Consider the following 20,969-nt stretch of genomic DNA (forward strand, 5'->3'; position numbering starts at 1 on the left):
GCGAGCCTGTGAGCGGCGGGATTTCAGTGCCTCGGGCCATCGGGTCGGCCTTCTCGCGCCACTGGCCGTCGCCGCCGAGGATCTCAAATTTGTAGCGCGATCCCGCTTCGGCGCCCGGGATGAAGATCTCCCAGAATCCTGAGGCACCGAGCGAGCGCATCGCGTTGACCGAGCCATCCCAGCCATTGAAGTCCGCCTTGACCCGGACAGCCTGCGCATTTGGTGCCCAGACGGAGAAACTGACGCCGTTGATATCGCCGAGGACCGACGTGTAGTGGCGAACGTGGGCGCCGAGAGCTGTCCACAGTGTCTCGTGCCGCCCCTCCGCCAACAGATGCATGTCGATTTCGCCCAGAGTCGGGAGGAACCGGTACGGGTCGTCAACGATCTGTGGCTCGCCGTCGTAGGTCACTTCCAACCGGTAATCGGGGACATGGCCAGCGGTTTCAGTGTCAACTGTGCCGACCCAGATGCCGTTGTGCTCGTGCTCCAGCTCGGTTCGCCCACTACCGGTAACCGCCGTGACCCGCTCTGCAAGGCGGCGCAGAGTCCGAATGGTCACCAGTTCATGCCCGTCAAGGTGCGCCCCAAGCACCCCATGAGGCTGATGATAGCGGCCCTCGGACACCGACTGCAGCACGTCAATCGGGTGCTCGATCCGACCCTGAGGGCTGGCAACTGGGTGGGTTCCGGCCACCGCGCTAGAACTGACTACCGTCTCCGCGGCGATGACCGAGTCCACAGCTACGACGGCGTCGACGGGGCCAGCCGCCGCCGGAGTCTTCGCGGAGGTCGACGACGGCGTGCGAGGCGTCGAGGCGACTGTCCCGGACAGGGCACGGCGCACATCTCGAACCGGGATGTCGACCCAGTCGGGGCGGTTGCGTAGTTCGTAGACGACCTCATAGAGAGCCTTGTCCAGCCAGAGTGCGAGGAACAGAGGGTCCGCTGGGTCAACCTGGGTCCCGGTTTGCTCCTGGTAGCCGGCGGCAAACGCGGCTCCCGCGGCGGCGGTCCATTGATCGGCGCCGGCAGTAGCTGCGTCGTTACCATGGGCTGCTGCTGCACCCGCGTACTCGAGCGAACGCATCATGCCGACGACGTCGCGCAGCACTACGTCGGGAACGCTGCGTTCGACGGCGGGCCGGAGCGGCTCACCCTCGAAGTCGAGGACCAGCCAGGACTTGTCCGGAGCGTTGAGCACCTGCCCCAGGTGGTAGTCGGCGTGGATGCGCTGCAGCTCCGGGAGGCTCGTCAGGCCGCGAACCTTCTCGACGACTTTGGCCACTTCCTGTTCGAGCGGCCCAACGACGTCTCGCGCTTCCTGCCAGGCCCACTCGATGCGCTGAACCAGGGTTTCAATGAATTCGGCGTGTTCAGCGCCGCTCGCCGATCGGCTACCGAACGCCTCGGCCAGCTGTGAATGGATCCGCCCGGTTACCCTGCCGAGTTCAGCTGCCTCGGCGGTGAAGTCGCTATTGCTGGCAGCGGCGACTGATGCGGTCCGCCAGGCGTCAGTGCTGTTGTCGATGAAGTCGCGAAGTACGCTGAGGTGGCCGGTGACCCACTGATCGTCGTTGGCGCGCGTATCCTCCCAGCTGCCGACAACCCACCCAAATGTCGTCGGCACGTCGATTGATCCGGCGTCGGTCAGTTTGGCGCTCACCTGGACATCAGGGCTCTCGCCGGGCGCCAGCACCCTGAAGAACTTGACGATCATGGGACCGGCGGGTGTCCGCACTACTACCGAGGTGTTGGACTGTTCCCCCTTCAGAACACTCAGTGGAAGGGGCTTGCTGAAGGGTTTGGCAGTGGCGAACGATCCCAGCGGGTAACCGGTGGTCCGTCCGTCGTCGGTGACCCCGCCTGAGCGCATCAGTTCAACCCAGGCCGTGACAAACACGGGGTCGTGGGTGGCGTCGTAGATCCAGCGGTGTCCCAGCTCTGAGTGTTCGGCCTCGCCGATCAGCGCGTCGTCGGCGCCCTTCAGCGGCGCCGCACGATAACTCAACGGGATCTGGACGATATCCCTCCGGTGCCCGGAGTCAACGGCGATCAGGTGGACATCCAGTCCCACCTGACCTGCTGGGTCCTCCAACTGGATTCCACCGACCCTTCGAAGTTCAAACTCGCGGCCTTTGGCGGGGAACCACCGCTGTGAGGGTAGCCATGAAGCAAGGAGTTCTGGAAAGGTCGGCGTCAGTTTGGGCATTACTTTACGGCCTCCTGGGCTTGAATAACGGGCAGGGCTTCGGTGTGCGGTGACGCCGAGTTGGAGCTGGCTGACCGCAGACGGAGCCAGTAGAAGTCGTGGCTTCCCAATGTCAGGGTGAGACCACCATCGTCGCCGAAGGCAGGGAATGGGGTACCGCCAAAGAGGTCGCGGAGGCCCCGGTTGGCGTACTCCGGCAGGTTCAAGCGTGCGGCAACCGGGTGCTGCGACAGGTTGAACACACAGAGCACCACCTCGGGCTGCTCGCCCTCCGCATTATCAGCTTCCACCTCGCGGATGAACGCAAGGACCGGTTCGGCTTCGGTGGGGACATTGCGGTAGGATCCCAGGCCGAAGGCCGGGTGTGTTCGTCGCACGGAAAGCATCTGCCGCATCCAGTGCAGCAGCGAACTGGAACTGGCCATCTGCGCCTCCACGTTGACGTGGTTGTAGTGGTAGACCAGTGACTGCACAACGGGCAGGTAGAGCTTTCCGGGGTCGGCGGACGAGAACCCGGCATTGCGGTCCGGGTTCCACTGCATCGGAGTCCGCGACGCGTCCCGGTCTTCGAGCCAAATGTTATCCCCCATCCCGATCTCATCCCCGTAGTAAAGGAACGGACTACCGGGCAGCGACAGCAGCAGCGCGTGGATCAGTTCCACTTCGGCCCGTGAATTATCGAGCAGTGGCGACAGCCGACGGCGGATACCCACGTTTGCGCGCATCCTCGAATCCGGAGCGTACCAGCCGAGCATCGCTTCGCGTTCCTCGTTGGTCACCATCTCAAGCGTGAGCTCATCATGATTCCGCAGGAAGGTGCCCCACTGGGCACCCAGCGGGATACTAGGCGTTTCGGCCATGGTTTCGATGATCGGCCCGGCTTTTTGGTCGCGCAGGGCGTAGAACAGCTTGGGCATGATCGGAAAATGGAAGCACATGTGGCATTCCGGCCCGTCGGCGTCGCCGAAGTACTCGACAACTTCCTCGGGGAGCTGATTCGCCTCCGCGACGATGATGCGTCCCGGGTAGTTTTCGTCCACCATGGCGCGCAGGTCCTTGAGGAACGCGTGCGTCTGCGGCAGGTTCTCGCTGTTGGTCCCCTCCTCTTCGAAGAGATAAGGAATGGCGTCCGCGCGGAACCCGTCAATGCCCTGGTCCAGCCAGAACTTCACGACGTCGAAAAGCGCTTCAATGACCTTCGGATTCTCGAAATTCAGGTCTGGCTGGTGGGAGAAGAAACGGTGCCAGAAGAACTGCCGACGCACCGGGTCGAAAGTCCAGTTGGACTCTTCGGTGTCAACGAAAATGATCCGGGCATCTTCGTACTTCTCGTCGGTGTCGCTCCAGACGTAGAAGTCGCCGTAGGGTCCGTCCGGGTCGTTGCGGGATTCCTCGAACCAGTGATGCTTGTCCGAGGTGTGGTTCAGCGGAAGGTCGATAATGACGCGGACCCCGCGGGCGTGCGCTTCGGCGACAAGGCGCTTGAAGTCGCTGATGGTGCCGAACTCGTCCAGGACGTTGTAATAATCGGAAATGTCGTAGCCACCGTCACGTAGCGGTGACTTGAAGAACGGGGGAAGCCACAGGCAGTCAACGCCGAGCCACTGGAGGTAGTCCAGTTTGTCGATCAAGCCGGAGAAATCACCCGAGCCATCGCCATTCGCATCGGCGAACCCGCGCACCAGAACTTCGTAGAATACAGCCTTGCGGTACCAGTGTGGGTCGTGCGCGAGACCGGGTGCGTTGAGTTGATACGGGTTGGCCACTAGGGCTTCCTCCTGAGGTGAAGAATGTGTGCTGGTTCCACATGCGGGTCCAGCCTGACGTAGTTGTGGGTGCCCCAGACCCAACTCTGGCCGGTGATGAGATCGTCCACCCAGAAGGTGCCGTCCTCATTGCAGTCCTCGGGGTCTAGCGCCAGTGCCTCGAGATTCAGGGAGACTGTGCTTTCCCTCGCCCCGTGGGGGTCGAGGTTCACCACCACGATGATCGTGTCCTTAGCGGCGGGGTCACCGCCGACATTCTCCTTGTGTTTGGAGAACACAAGAGTGTCCGAGTCCGAGCTCTGGTGCAGGGAGAGGTTCTCAAGATCACCCAGGGCCGGGTGGTCCCGGCGGATGTGGTTGAGCCTGGTCAGATACGGAGCCAGGCTCCGGCCTTCGGCCTCGGCACGTTTGAAGTCGCGGGGACGATACTCGAACTTCTCGTTGTCGATCGACTCCTCAGCGCCTGGGCGGGCGACGTGCTCATACAGCTCGTAGCCCGAGTAGACGCCCCAGAGCGGACTGGCCATCGCAGCAAGCACCGCCCGGATCTTGAATCCCGCCGGTCCACCGTACTGGAGAAACTCGGTGAGGATATCTGGGGTGTTTACGAAGAAGTTGGGCCGGAAATATGGCGCACTGACCTTGCTGACCTCGGTGAAGTACTCTTCGAGTTCAGTCTTGGTGTTCCGCCAGGTGAAGTACGTGTAGGACTGCTGAAATCCTGCACGACCCAGTGCGTGCATCATCGGTGGACGGGTAAATGCCTCGGCAAGGAACACGACGTCGGGGTGCTTCGCATTAACTTCACCGATGAGCCATTCCCAGAACACGACCGGTTTGGTGTGCGGATTATCCACCCGGAAGATCTTCACCCCGTGGCTGATCCACAGCAGCACAATCCTGAGCACCTCCTGTGAGAGGCCATTTGGATCGTTGTCAAAGTTGATCGGGTAAATGTCCTGATACTTCTTGGGCGGATTCTCGGCATAGGCGATGGACCCGTCCACCCGGGTGGTGAACCATTCGGGGTTTGAAGTAACCCAGGGGTGGTCCGGTGACGCCTGCAGTGCAAGATCCAGAGCAACTTCCAGGTGCAGCTCATTGGCATGCGCCACAAAAGCATCAAAGTCGTCGAAGGTGCCAAGATCCGGGTGGATCGCATCGTGGCCGCCCTCAGCGGCGCCGATGGCCCAGGGTGATCCGGGATCTTCGGGGCCCGCCGTCAGCGTGTTGTTGGGTCCCTTGCGGTGGGTCCGCCCGATGGGGTGAATCGGCGGCAGGTAGACGACGTCGAACCCCATGTCAGCAACCGCCGGCAGCCGGTCTGCGGCAGTGACGAAGTTTCCGGAGGTCCACGCAGCGGAGGCCGGGTCATAGCTGGCGCCTTCGGACCGGGGAAAAAACTCGTACCAGGCAGCGCGCCCTGCAAGTTCTCGTTCCACCTGAATCCGGTAGGGCTGGGAGACGGTCACCAGATCGCGGAGTGGCTCCCGCGCGATGGCAGCCCGAATAGCCGCTGACTCACCGGCAGCGAGGCGCTCAAAAACCGGAAGCTCAGTGTTGGAGAGGATACGCGCGGCTTCGGTGAACACCACAGCGTCTTTGCGCGAACGCGTTGTGGCAGCGTTCGTGAACAGGGCCGCACCTTCGTCAAGCATCAGTTCGACGTCGACCCCGGCCGCGATTTTCACCTCAGCGTTGTGGTGCCAGGTGCCATAGAGGTCGCCCCAGCCTTCAATAACGAAGGTGTAAGCGCCAACAGTTGGCGGGCGAAGCAGGCCAGCATAGCGGTCAAGCCCTTGGCCGACGGGCGCCAGCCGCACCCGCTGGATCTCTTTGCCCTTGGCGGAGTGCAGCACAGCTGATACTCCGAGCTGGTCGTGCCCCTCGCGGAAGACTGTCGCGCCGACCGCAATATCGGATCCGGGGATCGCCTTGGAGGGGAAGGCGCCGCCGTCGACCACTGGCGAGATATTGGTAATTGGAATTCGTCCGAACCGCAGATCAGCCCTGTCTATCGGCTTCCTGGCGGTGCGTCCCTTACGTGGTGGCTTTACTGGAGTCGTCACACGTTAGACGTTAGCGAGTATTTGCCGAGATTGCTAAGGCTCGCGGGCGTAACATCCGAGCAATTAGCACTCGTATAGAGCCTCAACGCAAGCGTTTACTCTCACTTGCTCTCATCGGCGGGCGTGGGCAGACCCTCGCGGACGAAAATGCGCTAGCCTTTTTCGGGTGAAGGCAATCCGCAGATTTACAGTCCGTACCGTCCTCCCTGAAAGCATCGCCCCCTTGGGCAAGCTGGCAGGCAACCTGCGCTGGTCGTGGCACCTCCCGACCACCCGCCTGTTCCACGATCTTGATCCGGAGGCGTGGGAGGCCAGCGGCCAGGACCCGGTGGCCTTTCTCGGGTCGGTGACCCGGGAGCAGCTCAGCCAGCTCGCCGACAACGAGCGTCTCGTCGCCCGGATCGCAGAGCTGGGCAGTGACCTGGACCGGTATCTCACGGAACCCCGCTGGTATCAGTCTCTGGGCGCTGACGCTCCCCGGTCGATCGCCTATTTCTCTCCCGAGTACGGCATCAGCGCCGTCCTCCCCCAGTATTCGGGAGGCCTCGGCATCCTCGCTGGCGACCACCTCAAGGCGGCCTCCGACCTCGGCGTCCCGCTGATCGGAGTTGGCCTCCTCTACCAGGCCGGCTACTTCATGCAGTCCCTGTCCCGTGACGCCTGGCAGCAGGAAACCTACCCGGTCCTCGATCCGGACGGGCTTCCGTTGACTCTGCTTCGCGAGGAGGACGGCACCCCAGCGAAGGTGATTCTTCCCCTCCCCGCCGGGCGCCAGCTGATCGCTCACATCTGGCGGGCCGACGTCGGCCGCGTCCCCCTCCTCCTTCTGGATTCCAACGTCGCCGGTAATGACGAGGCTGCCCGCAACGTCACCGACCGGCTCTATGGCGGCGGCGGCGACCAGCGCCTGCAGCAGGAACTGCTGTTGGGAATGGGCGGCGTCAAGGCGCTGCGCATCTTTGAACGTCTGACGGGGACCCCGGCACCTGAGGTGTTCCACACCAACGAAGGCCACGCCGGATTCCTGGGCATCGAGCGGATCCGCGAGCTGATGGATCCGTCCAGCCCCTCGCCGATGAGCTGGGAGGAAGCGCTCACTGCTGGCCGCTCCTGCACAGTGTTCACCACCCACACACCCGTTCCCGCGGGAATCGACCGGTTCGAGAAATCCCAGATCGAGCACTTCTTCGACGCTGGCCTGGCACCGTCGGTGCCTACCGCCAAGGTCCTCACCCTCGGCGCCGAAAACTACGAGGCTGGCGATCCGAACAAGTTCAACATGGCGGTCATGGGTCTGCGGCTGGCACAGCGCGCCAACGGCGTCGCCAAACTGCACGGCGTCGTGTCCCGGGGCATGTTCTCAGGGCTGTGGCCGGGGTTCGACACCAGCGAGGTTCCCATCTCGTCGGTCACCAACGGCGTTCATGTACCCACCTGGGTTGACCCGCTCATCGCTGACTTCGCCAAAGAACGCTTCGGCGCCGAGTCAGTGCTGGACCCGAAGTGGTCACAGGTGTACGACGTCGAGGATTCAGATATCTGGGCTCTCCGCCGCAGGCTCAGGTCCAACCTGATCGATGACGTGCGGCAGCGGCTGCGCTCCTCCTGGAAGAAGCGTGGGGCCGCGGATGCTGAGCTCGCGTGGACCAATAATGTGCTGGATCCCGACATTTTGACCATCGGCTTCGCCCGACGGGTACCCACCTACAAGCGGTTGACCCTGATGCTGAGGGACCCGGCCCGGCTGAAGGCGCTGCTGCTTCATCCGGACAACCCCATCCAGCTGGTTATCGCCGGCAAGTCCCACCCGGCCGATGAGCAGGGCAAGCGGATGATCCAGGACCTGGTCAGGTTCACCGACGACCCGGAGGTACGCCACCGGATCGTGTTCCTGCCCAACTACGACATCGCGATGGCCCGCACCCTCTTCCCCGGCTGTGACGTCTGGCTGAACAACCCGCTGCGCCCGCTCGAGGCGTGCGGCACCTCCGGCATGAAGTCGGCCATCAACGGTGGCCTCAACCTGTCGGTGCTGGACGGCTGGTGGGATGAAATGTACGACGGCGACAACGGCTGGGCCATCCCCACTGCCAACAATGATGCCTCCCCCGAGGAACGCGACGACATTGAGGCTTCGGCGTTGTATGACCTGCTCGAGGAGCAGGTGGCTCCCCGCTTCTACAGCACAGTGCGCTCCGAGGGAGCCGGCGCCGCCGGCCCGTCGGAGCCCTCCCACGACGGTGTCCCACACCAGTGGGTGGCAATGATCAAGCACACGATGGCGAACCTCGGCCCGGCAGTCTCGGCAGAGCGGATGCTGCAGGACTACGTCAGCCACCTGTACCAGCCCGCCTGGCGCGCTGGCTGCCTGGCCGCCGAATCTGACTACTCGGCAGCCAAGCACACCGCCGCCTGGCGTTCGCGCATCAATGACGGGTGGTCGGCAGTGCAGGTGGAGCACGTCGATTCGATCGGAGTGGCTGAGGACCCCCAAATCGGCGATTCCTTGACGGTCAACGCCTACGTGTCACTCGGGGCCCTGTCACCCGAGGACGTCGCCGTCGAGGTGGCGTACGGGCGTGCCTCCGAGAGTGACGAGCTCAGCGACGTGGCACTGTCCGATCTCGAGGTGTCCGACAACCTCGGTGCTGGGCGCTACCTGTTCTCCGGCGGAGTCACGATCGACCACTCAGGGGCCTTCGGGTACACCGTACGGGTGCTTCCCAAGCACGTCAGCCTGGCGTCGAAGTCCGAACTCGGCTTGGTCGCGAACGCGTAACAGCCCCGGCTGAATACTCACAGCTAGCAGGCTCACCGCCTGCGTAGCATCAGCGGCAGGTGCACCAGAGTTTCCTGGGGTACCTGCCGTTTTTGCGCGAGCTGCTAGACCCGGTACACGCTGATCGAGTTGGCGGGCACGACGTCGGCCTCACCCGACCCGACCCGCGCCCCGCGCCTTCGGTCCTGATCGGTTGCGGTGGTGTAGCGCAGCTCGAACCTTGTGATCGAGGGTAGAGAGCTGTCCTTCAGTGCGTCCCGCCCCGGCAGGATGATCTTTTCGTCGTGAGCGCTGCCGTTGATAACTACCAGGCCATCGAGGATGCCGTCGGGTGACCCGAGGAGCAGTTGAACGGTCCTCGAACCGGGAGCGGTCCACTGGTCCTGGGTCATGGGGGTGCCCGCCGGGTTGAACCAGTGCAGGTAGGAGCTATCATCCCGGGCAGGGTAGCCGTGGGGCTGATGCGCGAGAAACTCCCGCCTGATCCTGAGCAGGGAGCGGGTGTGCCCGAGGAGGTAGCGAGCGTCGTCGTCGTGGTCCCAGTGCAGCCAGGTGAGGGAGTTGTCCTGGCAGTAGGCGTTGTTGTTGCCCCGCTGCGACCGCCCGAACTCGTCACCAGCGGTGATCATGGGAACCCCCAGCGAGAGCAGGAGGGTTGCCATCAGGTTGCGGGAGGTTTGTGACCGCGCTGCGGCAATGCCCTCCTGGTCTGTCGGGCCCTCCATGCCGTGGTTGTAGCTGCGATTGTCGTTGTGACCATCGCGGTTCTGCTCACCATTGGCCTCATTGTGTTTGCGGCTGTAGGAGGTGAGATCGGCCAGCGTGAACCCGTCGTGGGCAGTAATCAGATTGATGCTTGAGATCGAGGTGCGCCCCGAGGGTCCGAAGACCTCGGCCGACCCGCTCAGGCACCCGGCCAGTCGTGCCACGGATCCAGCTCCCGCACCCGCCGCGAGGCTGGCCTGGTCGGTGAGCCAAAAGTCTCGCACGGTGTCGCGAAAGCCGTCGTTCCAGTCGGCCCAGCCCTGCGGGAAGTTCCCGGTCTGCCAGCCGCCCATGCCAATATCCCAGGGTTCGGCGATGAGTTTGACGCCGCGTAACGCGCCGTCGGCTCCGGCGGCGACGAGAAACGGATGACGCGGGCTGAAAGTGTGGTTCTCATCCCGGGCCATGGAAACCGCCAGATCGAACCGGAAGCCGTCCACCTGGAATTCTTCCACCCAGTACCGCAGTGAATCCAGGGCCAAAGCGATCACCCGTGGGTGCGCGAAGTTCATCGTGTTCCCGCAGCCGGTGGTGTCGAGGTAGCGGCCGTTGTCTCCGTGCCGGTAGTACTCTTCGTCGCCCAGACCTCGCCAGCTCAGGGCAGGGAGGTCCGGCGGGCCCTCGGCTGTGTGGTTGTACACGACGTCGAGGAGGACCTCGAGCCCCGCCTCGTGGAGCAGCTTCACCATGCCCTTGAACTCGTCCTGGACGGCCTTGGGGCCGGCAGCGCGTGCCGCCTCGGTTGCGTAGCCAGGGTGCGGGGCAAAGTATCCGAGGGTGTTGTAGCCCCAATAGTTGGTGAGTCCCAGGGGGCCAAGGTGGGGTTCGTCAATGTGGAAGTGGATGGGCAACAGTTCCACTGCGGTGATGCCCAGGTCTTTGAGGTAGCCGACCATCACCGGGTGCGCCAGCCCGGCGTAGGTGCCCCGCAGCTCGACCGGGATGTCGGGGTGCAGCTGGGTCAGTCCCTTGACATGCGCTTCGTACACCACAGTGTCCCGCCAGTGAGTGCGGGGAGGCGCTGTGGCGCCCCAGTCGAATCCACCGTCATCAACGTAGACCGACCAGTAGACTGGCCCCGCATCGGAATTTACCGTGTCGACCCCTCGGGCATAGGGATCGAGGAGCAACTGGTTTTTTTCCGGCAGCGCAGTCCCCACCGGCCAGAACCCGTAACGCGCCGAGTCTGCAAGCCCGTCCACCACACCGTGGTGGACACCGTCGGTGTAATCAGACAGGGCGGTGGACTGCCAGGTGCCGTCCTGCGCCTGGAAATGCACTGCCAGCGCTGACACGCCGGGTGCGTAGACGGCAACGTTCAGGCTGCGCAGGGCACGGGACGGGTGCACGCCCAGTGGGAACTCGCTGGACGGCGGACTGAGTTCGAGGGAGACGCTCATGGGAAGTGTTTCAGCGCGCCGGTTAGGCCGAGCGCTGGCCCGAGATCTCGTACAGGCTGATCCCCACTGCCATTGAGGCATTCAGCGATTCCATCGCCGAGTCGATCGGGATTGAGACAATCTGGTCGCAGTTCTCGCGGACCAGCCGGGACAGCCCTTTGCCCTCGGAACCGACCACGAGGCAGACCGGCTCACGGCCGAGAGTCAGGTCCGGAAGGGAAACGTCGCCGTCACCGTCGAGGCCCAGCACAAAGATGCCCTTGTCCTTAAGGGACTTCAGGGTGGAGTTCAGATTTCCGGCCTTCGCCACTGGCACCCGCACTGCCGCACCGGCGCTGGTCTTCCAGGCTGAAGCGGTCATCCCTACTGAACGGCGCTCCGGGACAATCACGCCGTGGCCGCTGAATGCTGAGAGGGAGCGAATGATCGCGCCGAGGTTGCGAGGATCGGTGATGCCGTCCAGAGCGACAAACAACGGCGCGTTGTTGATGTGGCCCTTTTTCCATTTCTGGATGGTCTCGGTAGCGAGGTCCACAGCGTCAGCGTACTCGTAGGGCGGAATCTGAAGCATGATGCCCTGATGGACCGAGCCGTCGGCCATGCGATCCAGTTCGGTTTTGCCGGTCTCCATCAGCGGGATACCGCGTTCGGTGGCGAGCTTCAGCGATTCGCGGACGCGCTCGTCCATTTCGATGCGGATTGCCACGTGCAGGGCCTTGGCCGGAATGCCGGCGCGGAGCGACTCGACCACCGCGTTGCGGCCGGTGACCATTTCCTCAGCACCCTTGCCTCGGGTGTTGCGGGAGGAGCCGGGGTTGCGGGTGCCCGAGTGCTTGGCGGCAGAGCGCTCGGCAAGCTGCTTGCTCTTGTGCGCCTTGTGATACGGGCGATCCTCGGCCTTCGGGGTAGGACCTTTACCCTCCAGTGCCTTGCGTCCAAGGCCTCCTGTTCCGCCCGAGGGGCCCTTTTTACTCTTGCGCACAGCGCCGGGACGTCCGTGAGTGGCCATGGGGAAAACACCTTTGGGTAGAAGATTGGTCACCTCAGTTTACGCGGGTACGGCAGCTGACTTCACCGACGTCTCGCGAGCGGGTGAAAGTTCAGCCTTTCAGACTCCACGAGGCGCCGTCGGCGGTGTCTTCAATGACGATGCCGGCGCTGGTGAGCGCATTTCTGATGGCGTCAGCCTGCGCCCAGTCTTTGGTTTGACGTGCGATAGTGCGCTGGTGCAGTTGCGAAGCGATGAGCGTGTCCAGCGCGACGTATTCCGGGCTGCGGGTGCCCTTGCTGGGGTCTTCGACATCGTCGAGTCCGAGCACCATGGTCATTGTCATCACGTCCTGGTACGCCTTCGTGGTGGTTTCGCTGTCCCCGGCGGCCAGCGCGGTGTTGCCGGCGCGCACCGTGTCGTGCAGTGCCGCGAGGGCTTGCGGCACGTTGAGGTCGTCATTCATCGCTTCCACGAATGCCGGCGGGGGCGGCTGCGCAATGAACCTGTTCCCGTTCGGGAATTCCCGGGCGGCGGCTTTCGCCAGGAAGCCGTCGATCCGTTCGACGGCGGCGGCCGCCTCCTGCAGGGAAGTGGGGCGGTAGTCAAGCACCGACCGGTAATGCGCCTGCCCAAGGTAATACCTGACCACGCGGGGGCTGGCTAGTGTGAGCATCTGGGCGGGGCTCACCGTATTACCGATCGATTTGGACATCTTTTCGCCCTCGAAGGTGACCATGCCGTTATGCATCCAGTACCGGGCAAACGGATGCCCGGCGGCCTGCGACTGAGCCATTTCGTTCTCGTGATGCGGGAATCTCAGGTCCAGGCCGCCACCGTGGATGTCGAACTCGGTGCCGAGATACTTGGTCACCATCGCCGAGCATTCCAGGTGCCAGCCCGGCCGTCCGGCCCCCCACGGGCTGGACCATGCGGCGGTTTCAGGCTCGCCGTCCTTCCACCCTTTCCAGAGCGCGAAGTCACGCGGGTCCCGCTTCCTGCTGCTGAACTCGGGCTCGACATCGGCGGCGCTCTGCATGTCGTCAATGTTCTGCCGGGTCAGCGATCCGTACCCCTTCCACGAGCGGACATCGAAGTACACGTCGCCCGAGTCGTCATTCGCCGGATAGGCGTGCCCCCGGTCGATCAGGAGCTGAATCAATGAGTGCATCTCGGGGATATGGCCGGTGGCGCGGGGCTCATAGGTCGGGCGAAGGACCCCGAGGGTGTCATACGCCCGCTGAAATTCGAGTTCATACCGGTAGGCGAGCGCCCACCACTGTTCGCCACGCAGCTGGCGTGGGACGGCGTCGTCGTGCTCTGATTCCTTCGCGCGAGCCAGGATCTTGTCATCAATGTCAGTGACGTTGCGGACCGTTGTGACCCGGTAGCCGCTGGATTTCAGCCAGCGGATGAGCTGATCGAAGGCGATCGCCGATCGGATGTGACCCACGTGGGGCATGCCCTGCACCGTGGCGCCGCAATAGTACAGCCCCACTTCCCCCTCTTTGATGGGGACGAAGTCGCGGATCTGCGCGGTCGCGGTGTCATAGAATCTCAGGCTCACCGCTCCAGATTAGCTGGTCGCAGTGGTCTGGCTTCATTCGGCGGCGAGTTCTCCCGGCTCCCTGATCTGCAGGACGACGGCGGTCGCCACGGCTGCGACACCCTCACCGTTCCCGGTGAATCCGAGCCCGTCGGTAGTTGTCGCTGACACGCTGACCGGTGCGCCGGCCGCAGCCGTCAGTACTGCTTCCGCCTCTGCCCGACGGGGCGCAAATTTGGGACGGTTGCCCACCAGTTGCACCGCCACGTTCCCGATCTCGTATCCAGCGCTGCGCACAATCCGTGCCGCTTCGCTCAGCAGCGCCACCCCAGACGCTCCAGCAAACTCCGGCCGGTCGGTACCGAAGTGGGTACCGAGGTCGCCCACCCCCGCGGCAGAGAAGAGTGCGTCGGCGGCGGCGTGAGCCACTGCGTCGCCGTCGGAATGTCCGCTCAAGCCGCGCTCGCCGTCCCAGAACAGGCCTGCGAGCCAGAGGGGCCGCGGGGTGTCAGCGGGGGCGAACGCGTGCACGTCCACGCCGATGCCGGTGCGCGGGAGATTCATGGCTACGCCTTATCTTTCATGGTCTGGGCCAGAATCTCAGCGAGTTGCAGGTCCTGGGCGGTGGTGACTTTGAACGCGGCATCGGCGCCTTCAACCACCTGCACTGGGATGCCAAGGCGCTCCATCAGCGTGGCATCGTCGGTCACTGCTGCACCCTGGGCTTGGTGGGCGCGGCGAAGGGTTGCCAGGTTGAATCCCTGGGGGGTCTGGACCGCCCGCAGCGTGTCCCGCGCTGGCGTCGCAATGACCAGACCGTCGTCGACAGTCTTGATGGTGTCCACCACTGGGATGACGGGTATTACTGCTTCAGCCCCTGAACGGAGCGCAGCAACCACCCGCCGGAAGACTTCCGGCGGGGTGAGGGCGCGGGCGGCGTCGTGCACCAGGACCAGGGCCGTACCGGGTGAGAGTGCGGCGAGACCGGCTGCCACCGAATCTGGCCGGGCTGCCCCGCCGTCCACCACCCGCACGGGAACATCGGGTGTCATACCGGTGATGGTAGCCCTGAGGGCAGTGTCACCGGCGGGGACCACCACACAGATTTCGGCGGCGATCCCGGCGTCGAGAACACCCTGCACTGCACGGTGGAGGATACTACGGCCCGCGACGTGCACCTGAGCCTTCGGAATGCCGTGGCCCAGCCTCTGGCCCGCACCACCAGCGACGATGATGACCCCAACCCGGGGTTCGCTGGGTTCCGACACAGAACTGGTTCCTGACACCTGATTACCCTACGTCAGACAAGAAAGAGGGACCGCCCACCCGGGCGGTCCCTCTTCAATCTAGGAAGCCAACACCTCGTCGAGAACGCTTGCTGCCTTCTCTTCGTCGGTCTTCTCTGCGAGCGCCAGCTCGGAGATCAGAATTTGCCGCGCCTTGGCGAGCATCCTCTTCTCTCCTGCGGACAACCCGCGGTCATGATCACGGCGCCACAGGTCGCGGACTACCTCCGCGACCTTGATCACGTCACCCGAAGCAAGCTTTTCAAGGTTTGCCTTGTAGCGGCGCGACCAGTTGGTTGGCTCTTCAGTGAACTCGGCCCGCAACACGTCAAAGACGTGCTGGAGTCCTTCCTTGCCCACTACATCGCGCACCCCAACGAGGTCAACGTTTTCTGCTGGAACTTCAATGGTTAGATCACCCTGAGCCACCTTGAGCTTGAGATACATTTTCTCTTCGCCCTTGACGACGCGCATCTTGATCTCTTCAATCTTTGCCGCGCCGTGGTGAGGATAAACTACTGTTTCGCCGACCTCAAAAACCATGTGGACTTTCCCCTTTCCCGCAGATCAGTTTATCACGTATTCGACACGCCGAAGGCGTGTTTTCGCAGGTCAGCCGGGACTTGTAGCCAGCATTGGCTATCATTCGCCCCTTGACGGATGAGGCTTTAAGTGATTCACATCGCTTCAAAAGTGTTCTTCACGAGCTGTAGCTCTCCATCACCGGGCCATTTTTCCCGCTAGGCTGTAGGGAAAGTTTCAACTTGCAGTTCCCCCGAGCTGATCGAACACCGTAGGAGTTTGCGCTGTGAAGAGTGACCGAATCAATCCCCTGCAGCACACCCGGGCAAAGCGGAGCCTGGCTGCCGGTGCGGCCCTGGTCGCTGTCCTTGGTGCCACCGGTTGCAGCGTGACCAGCGAACAGGCCACCACCATTCAGTACGCGGCGTCCGATGGGATTGTTGCGGAGGCTGGTCCCCTGGAGCTGCGCAACGTCATGGTCATCACCTCGGGAGAGGGTGAGCCCGGCACCATCCTTGGAACGGTGTTCAACCCCTCCGACTCGGCGGTGCAGTTGACCATCGAGGGTGAGAATTCCTCTGCAGACATCACCGTTCCAGCCGAGGGAAAATGGGTCTTCGAAGACGAAACCACTGACGATGGGATTCTTGAAGGCGTCAGCGAGATTCCCGGCGCACTCGTTGACCTCAACTTCGTGGTCAACTCCGAGACGGTCGAACTGCGGGTTCCAGTGCTTGACGGAACCCTTGAGGAATATCGCGAGTACGTGCCGGGCGGCTTCACCCCCGATCCCACCCCAACACCAGAGGAAATTGGCGAAGAGGAAGAGTAAGCCTCAGGACTCGTATTTGTAGCCCAGGCCGCGCACGGTCACCAAATGGCTTGGGTTGGATGGGTCAGTTTCAATCTTCCCGCGAAGACGCTTGACGTGCACGTCAAGCGTCTTCGTGTCTCCCACATAGTCCGATCCCCAGACCCGGTCAATGAGCTGCCCCCGGGTTAGCACCCGCCCAGCATTGCGCAGGAGCATTTCCAGCAGCTCGAACTCCTTGAGCGGCATCGCCACAGGTTCCCCATTCACGCTGACAGTGTGCCGTTCAATATCCATCCGCACGGGGCCCGACTGCACTGTGCTGGAGATCAGCTCCTCGGGTTCAGCCTGCCGCCTCAGCACAGCACGGATGCGGGCCACCAGTTCCCGCGAGGAATACGGTTTGGTGACGTAGTCGTCAGCGCCGAGCTCCAGACCAACCACCTTGTCAATCTCGGAGTCCTTGGCGGTCAGCATGATGACCGGAACACTTGAGCGCTGGCGCAGTTGCCTGCATACCTCCGTGCCGGATTGCCCTGGAAGCTGCAGGTCCAGGAGCACCAGGTCAGCGCCGGCACGGTCGAACTCCAGAATGGCCTCGACGCCGTCACCCACCACCGCCACCTCGAAACCCTCCCTGCCCAGCAGATAGGACAGTGGGTCACTGAAGGATTCTTCGTCCTCCACGATCAGGATGCGGGTCAAACGCTCACTCCTTGTTCATGGGCGGAAGTTCCGCCCTGCTTGTCACGGGTCACGGCCCGATCCTCGGAAGACTCTGCGTCGGGCTCCATCTCCGGCAACCGGACGGTGAAGGTACTGCCCTGACCGTGTTGAGACCACACAGTCACTTCTCCGCCGTGATTCGAAACTACGTGCTTGACGATGCTCAGCCCGAGCCCTGTGCCACCGGTCTGGCGGGACCTGGCGGCGTCGATTCGGTAGAACCGCTCGAACACTCGCTCCTGCTCTTCGGCGGTGATCCCGATCCCCTGATCGGTCACCGAAATCTGCGCGAGTCCGTCGCGGGATCGGAGCCCCACCCCCACCCGGGTACCCTCGGGGGAATAGCGGATGGCGTTGTCGATCAGGTTACGGAACGCAGTCATCAAAAGGTCCGGGTCGCCGTAGACTGGCTCATCGATCCGGCCACCGACCACAATATCGATCTGTTTGCTTTCGGCCGGCAAGCGGTTTCGGTCCACAGCCTCGGCGATCACCGTGTTGATATTCACCGGCCGGCCGCGCCGCACCACGTCAGCTCCCTGCAGTCGGGACAGTTCAATGATGTCCTGCACCAGGGCGGAAAGCCGGGCCGATTCCTTGTGCATCCGGCGCGCGAACCGGCGGACGGCTTCTTCATCTTCGGCCGCATCGTCAAGCGCTTCGGCGAGGAGCGAAATTGCGCCGACCGGGGTCTTGAGCTCATGGGACACGTTTGCCACGAAGTCGTTGCGGATCTCCTCGGTGCGGGTGATCTCGGTGCGGTCGTCGGCAAGGATCAGAACGTATTCCTCGCCCAGCGATGCCACGCGTGCCAGCACAATGATGGTGCCCTGCCCCAGGGGCCCGCGCGGCAACTCCAGTTGCCGCTGCTCGATCACCCCGTCCCGGCGCACCCGGGCCGTCAGCTCCAGCAGTTCGGCGTGCACCACCGTATGCCCACGGACCAGACCGAAGGCATACGCTGCAGGACTGGCTCGAACCACGCCGTCAATGGCGTCAACCACCACGTAGGCCCGGCCGATGATCGAGAGCACCTCGGCTGCGCCCTCCGGAAGGGTCGGTTCGTCGACAAAGAGAAGGGAGCGCCGCTGGATTTCGCTCAGCCGGAAAGCAGCCATGCCAAAGGTGCCCAAGGCAACACCGACAAGCCCGGCGATCAGAATGAGAAGAACTGGATCCACATGCCTAGCTTATGCGCACCAGTGCTCCCGGACTGTGGCTCCGGTGGCAATAGGCAAGTGGTTCAACTAACGTTCACTCAAAGGTGCATAACAGTTCATCACCAACTGAGAATGTGCTGTGTGGGACTGTGCATAGACGTACGCAGTCATCTCTATCGAAAGGATGCCTCCCGTGCGGAAGGTTTTTCAGGCTGAGCTTCACCAGATCGGTGAACAGCTCATCGAAATTGCACGCCTGGTTTCGGAGGCGATGGACAAAGCGACCACCGCGTTCGAGACCGCTGACACCGAACTTGCCCAGGATGTGATTGCCGCCGACGCACGCATTGATTTCCTCCAGAACGACCTCGACGAGCGCGCCATCGACATTCTCGCTCTTCAGGGCCCGGTCGCCAGCGACCTGCGCATGATCGTTGGGGCGCTCCGGATGAGCGCCTCGTTGGAACGAATGGGGGACCTGGCCCGCCACGTCGCCCAGCTCGCCCGGCTGCGGTACCCGGAGCATGTGCTTCCCGCAGCCATCCGGCCTACCTTCGAGGAAATGGCCGAGCTGGACAAGTTGATCGCCACGAAGGTGAAGGAGCTTCTGGAGACCCGCAACCTTCAGCTGAGCAACGAGATCTACGCGCACAACGCACGAATCAACGAGCTGCACGCCGGCGTGTTCAAGGCGATCGCGTCTCCCGAATGGGACGTTTCGGCTCCCATCACCGTTGACGTCACGCTGGCCAGCCGCTACTTCGAGCGCTTCGCCGACCACGGCGTCTCGGTGGCCCGCAAGGTCACCTACCTGGTGACCGGCGAATGGCAGCCCAGTGCGCCACTGAACTAACTTCACGACAGCAGGCAAAGGCGGCCGGCCCCCTCGCGGGGCCGGCCGTCGTCGTTGGCTATCTGGTTAGTGCTTGCCCTGATTGGCCACGGCTTCGATTGCCGCCGCCGCGGCGTCGGCGTCGAGGTAGGTGCCCCCAGCCTTGACGGGACGGAGGTTCTCGTCCAGTTCATAGATCAGCGGGATGCCGGTGGGAATGTTGAGTGAAGCGATGTCGACGTCGCTGATACCGTCCAGGTGCTTGACCAGCGCGCGCAACGAGTTGCCGTGCGCTGCGATCAGCACCGTCTTGCCCTCTTTGATGTCGGGAGCGATGTCGGACTCCCAGTACGGCAGGAACCGGTCGAGCACATCCTTGAGGCATTCGGTCCGGGGGATCGCGTCGCCGAGGTCCGCGTAGCGCGGGTCATCGGCCTGGGAGAACTCGCTGGTGTCGTCGATGGGTGGTGGCGGCGTGTCGTAGGAACGTCGCCACTCCATGAACTGGGCCTCGCCGAATTCCGCGAGAGTCTGAGCCTTGTCCTTGCCCTGCAGCGCGCCATAGTGGCGTTCGTTGAGCCGCCAGTGGCGTTTGACGTCAATCCAGCTGCGATCAGCGGCTTCAAGCGCCAGGTTGGCGGTGATGATGGCACGCTTCTGCCTGGAGGTGTAGACGATGTCGGGGAGGAGCCCGGCCTCGACGAGCAGGTCGCCGCCGCGAATAGCTTCGGCTCGGCCCTGTTCGGTGAGCGGCACATCAACCCAGCCGGTGAACAGGTTCTTCTCGTTCCACTCACTTTGGCCATGGCGGAGCAGGATCACTTTGTAGGAAGTCATAGCTTTAGTCTGCCGCATGAGCGGCACCTGGTTCATCTATGGTGCGCTTGCGTTACCGGGCACCGGGTATCGGCTACCAGGGCCCGTACGGTCCACTGCCGCCACGGACCTCGGCAACTGAGGGTTTCACATCGGCGAGGTAGACGCAGGCTGCGATAACGGCGACGATCTGCAGCAGCCCGAAGAGGCCGGTGGACGTCACAAACACGGTGAGCGCGCCGACAGCGGCAGCTCCACCGGTCATCGCGGTCCAGAAGCCCTTCGTGCGCTTCATCGTCGCCTCGAAGTTCGCTGCGGGCCGCTTCACGCAGTCGGCGAGCGCCCAGATCTCAATGCCGAGCGCCACTAACCCGAGCGCCAGATACAGGTAATACTGAATTCCATAAGCGATAGCCACGAGACCAGCTTATCGGGTGGAGCGCTCGGCTGGCCGCAGCGGCGCCAGTGCCTGCTCCAAATCGGCCCACAGGTCCTCGGGGTTCTCGATTCCGACGGAGAGCCGCACCAGGGCTTCCGGCACGGTGACCGGCTCGCCCGACTGTCGCCGTCGTCGTTCAATCAACGATTCGACGCCGCCCAACGAGGTGGCGGGAAGCCACACTCGCACCGCCGCGACCAGCGCCTCGGCCGCCGCCACGTCTGCCAACTCGATACTGATGATGGAGCCGAACCCGTTCAGCTGGTCGGCGGCGCGCTGGTGGCCGGGGTCGTCGGGCAGGCCGGGGAAACGGACCCGGGTCAGGGCCGGGTCCAGCCTGAGCTTGTGGGCCAGGTAGAGGGCGTTGGTCTGGGACCGCTCCACCCTCAGGGCGAGGGTGCGCAACCCCCTCAACGCCAGCCACACCTCAAACGGTCCTGCAATGGCGCCGTGCAGGGTGCGGTGACGGAGCAGCCTCGACCGCAGTTCGGTGTTGGAGGTGACGAGCGCGCCCAACACGACGTCGGAATGGCCGGCCAGATACTTGGTGACCGAGTGGAGAACGACGTCGGCGCCCAGCTCAAGGGGCCGGCAAACCAGCGGCGTGTTGAAGGTGTTGTCGACGACCACCGTCACACCCGCTGCCTTCGCAGCGCTGATGATGGTCAGCAGATCGGCAACCTCGAGCATCGGGTTGGTCGGACTTTCCAGCCACAAGAGGTCAGCGCCGGCCAATGTAGCGAGCACCTGGTCCGTATCGGCGACGTCGACCGTCAGCATAGTGAACCGGCCCCGCGATGCCTCGTCGCCAGCGAGGCTGAGCGACCCTGCGTAGGCGTGGCGGGGCATCAC

At 63.4% G+C, this 20,969-nt stretch carries 17 protein-coding genes; 3 read left to right on the plus strand and 14 right to left on the minus strand.

All coding sequences use genetic code 11. The features are described from left to right. From Y703_RS21410 to Y703_RS0105620, 3 genes are all read right to left on the minus strand, one after another. A partial coding sequence (locus Y703_RS21410; protein ID WP_035763993.1) for a maltokinase N-terminal cap-like domain-containing protein occupies nucleotides 1-2,212 on the minus strand: 2,212 nt, incomplete at its 3' end. After that, nucleotides 2,212-3,978, minus strand: coding sequence for a maltose alpha-D-glucosyltransferase (treS, locus tag Y703_RS0105615; protein ID WP_026551926.1), 1,767 nt, complete (start codon nucleotides 3,976-3,978; stop codon nucleotides 2,212-2,214). The genes treS and Y703_RS21410, both read right to left, overlap by 1 nt. Continuing rightward, nucleotides 3,978-5,996 (minus strand): alpha-1,4-glucan--maltose-1-phosphate maltosyltransferase, encoded by a 2,019-nt coding sequence (locus tag Y703_RS0105620; RefSeq protein WP_026551927.1) that lies wholly within the window; start codon nucleotides 5,994-5,996, stop codon nucleotides 3,978-3,980. The genes treS and Y703_RS0105620 overlap by 1 nt, the downstream gene beginning before the upstream one ends. Nucleotides 5,997-6,213: 217 nt before the next feature. Between Y703_RS0105620 and glgP the strand changes: the two genes are divergently transcribed. Further along, the gene (glgP, locus tag Y703_RS0105625; RefSeq protein WP_026551928.1) at nucleotides 6,214-8,826 is read left to right on the plus strand and encodes an alpha-glucan family phosphorylase; all 2,613 of its coding nucleotides are present in this window, start codon (nucleotides 6,214-6,216) and stop codon (nucleotides 8,824-8,826) included. Nucleotides 8,827-8,930: 104 nt separating this feature from the next. Here the strand turns inward: glgP and glgX are convergent, their stop codons facing one another. From glgX to Y703_RS0105655, 6 genes are all read right to left on the minus strand, one after another. After that, nucleotides 8,931-10,991 carry a glycogen debranching protein GlgX gene (gene glgX, locus Y703_RS0105630; protein WP_026551929.1) on the minus strand — a complete coding sequence of 687 codons (2,061 nt, stop codon included), beginning with the start codon at nucleotides 10,989-10,991 and terminating at the stop codon, nucleotides 8,931-8,933. A 22-nt stretch (nucleotides 10,992-11,013) separates the two neighbouring features. Continuing rightward, a complete protein-coding gene (gene rlmB / locus Y703_RS0105635) occupies nucleotides 11,014-12,000 on the minus strand; it encodes a 23S rRNA (guanosine(2251)-2'-O)-methyltransferase RlmB (protein ID WP_026551930.1) in 987 nt (328 codons plus the stop codon). 91 nt (nucleotides 12,001-12,091) lie between these two features. Then, complete coding sequence (cysS, locus tag Y703_RS0105640; protein WP_026551931.1) at nucleotides 12,092-13,546, minus strand: cysteine--tRNA ligase; 1,455 nt, start codon at nucleotides 13,544-13,546, stop codon at nucleotides 12,092-12,094. Between the two features lie 33 nt (nucleotides 13,547-13,579). Continuing rightward, nucleotides 13,580-14,089 carry a 2-C-methyl-D-erythritol 2,4-cyclodiphosphate synthase gene (gene ispF / locus Y703_RS0105645; RefSeq protein ID WP_026551932.1) on the minus strand — a complete coding sequence of 170 codons (510 nt, stop codon included), beginning with the start codon at nucleotides 14,087-14,089 and terminating at the stop codon, nucleotides 13,580-13,582. A 2-nt stretch (nucleotides 14,090-14,091) separates the two neighbouring features. Continuing rightward, the gene (ispD, locus tag Y703_RS0105650) at nucleotides 14,092-14,793 is read right to left on the minus strand and encodes a 2-C-methyl-D-erythritol 4-phosphate cytidylyltransferase (protein ID WP_026551933.1); all 702 of its coding nucleotides are present in this window, start codon (nucleotides 14,791-14,793) and stop codon (nucleotides 14,092-14,094) included. A 78-nt stretch (nucleotides 14,794-14,871) separates the two neighbouring features. Beyond that, nucleotides 14,872-15,354: a CarD family transcriptional regulator gene (locus Y703_RS0105655; RefSeq protein WP_026551934.1), complete on the minus strand. Its 483-nt coding sequence runs from the start codon at nucleotides 15,352-15,354 to the stop codon at nucleotides 14,872-14,874. Between the two features lie 265 nt (nucleotides 15,355-15,619). Here Y703_RS0105655 and Y703_RS0105660 point away from each other — a divergent pair, with 265 nt between their 5' ends. Further along, nucleotides 15,620-16,165, plus strand: coding sequence for a hypothetical protein (locus Y703_RS0105660; protein WP_051427338.1), 546 nt, complete (start codon nucleotides 15,620-15,622; stop codon nucleotides 16,163-16,165). A 3-nt stretch (nucleotides 16,166-16,168) separates the two neighbouring features. Here Y703_RS0105660 and Y703_RS0105665 read toward each other — a convergent pair whose 3' ends face one another. After that, entirely contained in the window at nucleotides 16,169-16,849 is a 681-nt protein-coding gene (locus Y703_RS0105665; protein WP_026551936.1) for a response regulator transcription factor, read from the minus strand. Beyond that, a complete protein-coding gene (locus tag Y703_RS0105670) occupies nucleotides 16,846-18,051 on the minus strand; it encodes a sensor histidine kinase (RefSeq protein ID WP_026551937.1) in 1,206 nt (401 codons plus the stop codon). The genes Y703_RS0105665 and Y703_RS0105670 overlap by 4 nt, the downstream gene beginning before the upstream one ends. 172 nt (nucleotides 18,052-18,223) lie before the next feature. On the opposite strand from Y703_RS0105670, the gene phoU reads away from it, so the two are divergent. Beyond that, on the plus strand, nucleotides 18,224-18,883 hold the full coding sequence (gene phoU / locus Y703_RS0105675) for a phosphate signaling complex protein PhoU (protein WP_026551938.1): 660 nt from the start codon (nucleotides 18,224-18,226) through the stop codon (nucleotides 18,881-18,883). A gap of 66 nt (nucleotides 18,884-18,949) precedes the next feature. Here the strand turns inward: phoU and Y703_RS0105680 are convergent, their stop codons facing one another. The 3 genes from Y703_RS0105680 to Y703_RS18190 form a co-directional block, all read right to left on the minus strand. Beyond that, nucleotides 18,950-19,699 carry a phosphoglyceromutase gene (locus Y703_RS0105680; RefSeq protein ID WP_026551939.1) on the minus strand — a complete coding sequence of 250 codons (750 nt, stop codon included), beginning with the start codon at nucleotides 19,697-19,699 and terminating at the stop codon, nucleotides 18,950-18,952. 73 nt (nucleotides 19,700-19,772) lie between these two features. After that, on the minus strand, nucleotides 19,773-20,096 hold the full coding sequence (locus Y703_RS0105685; RefSeq protein WP_026551940.1) for a DUF2516 family protein: 324 nt from the start codon (nucleotides 20,094-20,096) through the stop codon (nucleotides 19,773-19,775). Between the two features lie 9 nt (nucleotides 20,097-20,105). Then, nucleotides 20,106-20,969: trans-sulfuration enzyme family protein (locus tag Y703_RS18190; protein ID WP_035763995.1), on the minus strand; the 864-nt coding region annotated here is incomplete at its 5' end.

This window comes from Arthrobacter sp. H20 (assembly GCF_000520515.1).
Taxonomy (GTDB): Bacteria; Actinomycetota; Actinomycetes; order Actinomycetales; family Micrococcaceae; genus Arthrobacter_D.

Excerpts from the sequence above, each read along its gene's own strand:
- glgX (WP_026551929.1), bottom strand. The coding sequence starts at position 10,991 with ATGAGCGTCTCCCTCGAACTCAGTCCGCCGTCCAGCGAGTTCCCACTG.
- Y703_RS0105680 (WP_026551939.1), bottom strand. The coding sequence starts at position 19,699 with ATGACTTCCTACAAAGTGATCCTGCTCCGCCATGGCCAAAGTGAGTGG.
- rlmB (WP_026551930.1), bottom strand. The coding sequence starts at position 12,000 with ATGGCCACTCACGGACGTCCCGGCGCTGTGCGCAAGAGTAAAAAGGGC.
- ispF (WP_026551932.1), bottom strand. The coding sequence starts at position 14,089 with ATGAATCTCCCGCGCACCGGCATCGGCGTGGACGTGCACGCGTTCGCC.
- Y703_RS0105655 (WP_026551934.1), bottom strand. The coding sequence starts at position 15,354 with ATGGTTTTTGAGGTCGGCGAAACAGTAGTTTATCCTCACCACGGCGCG.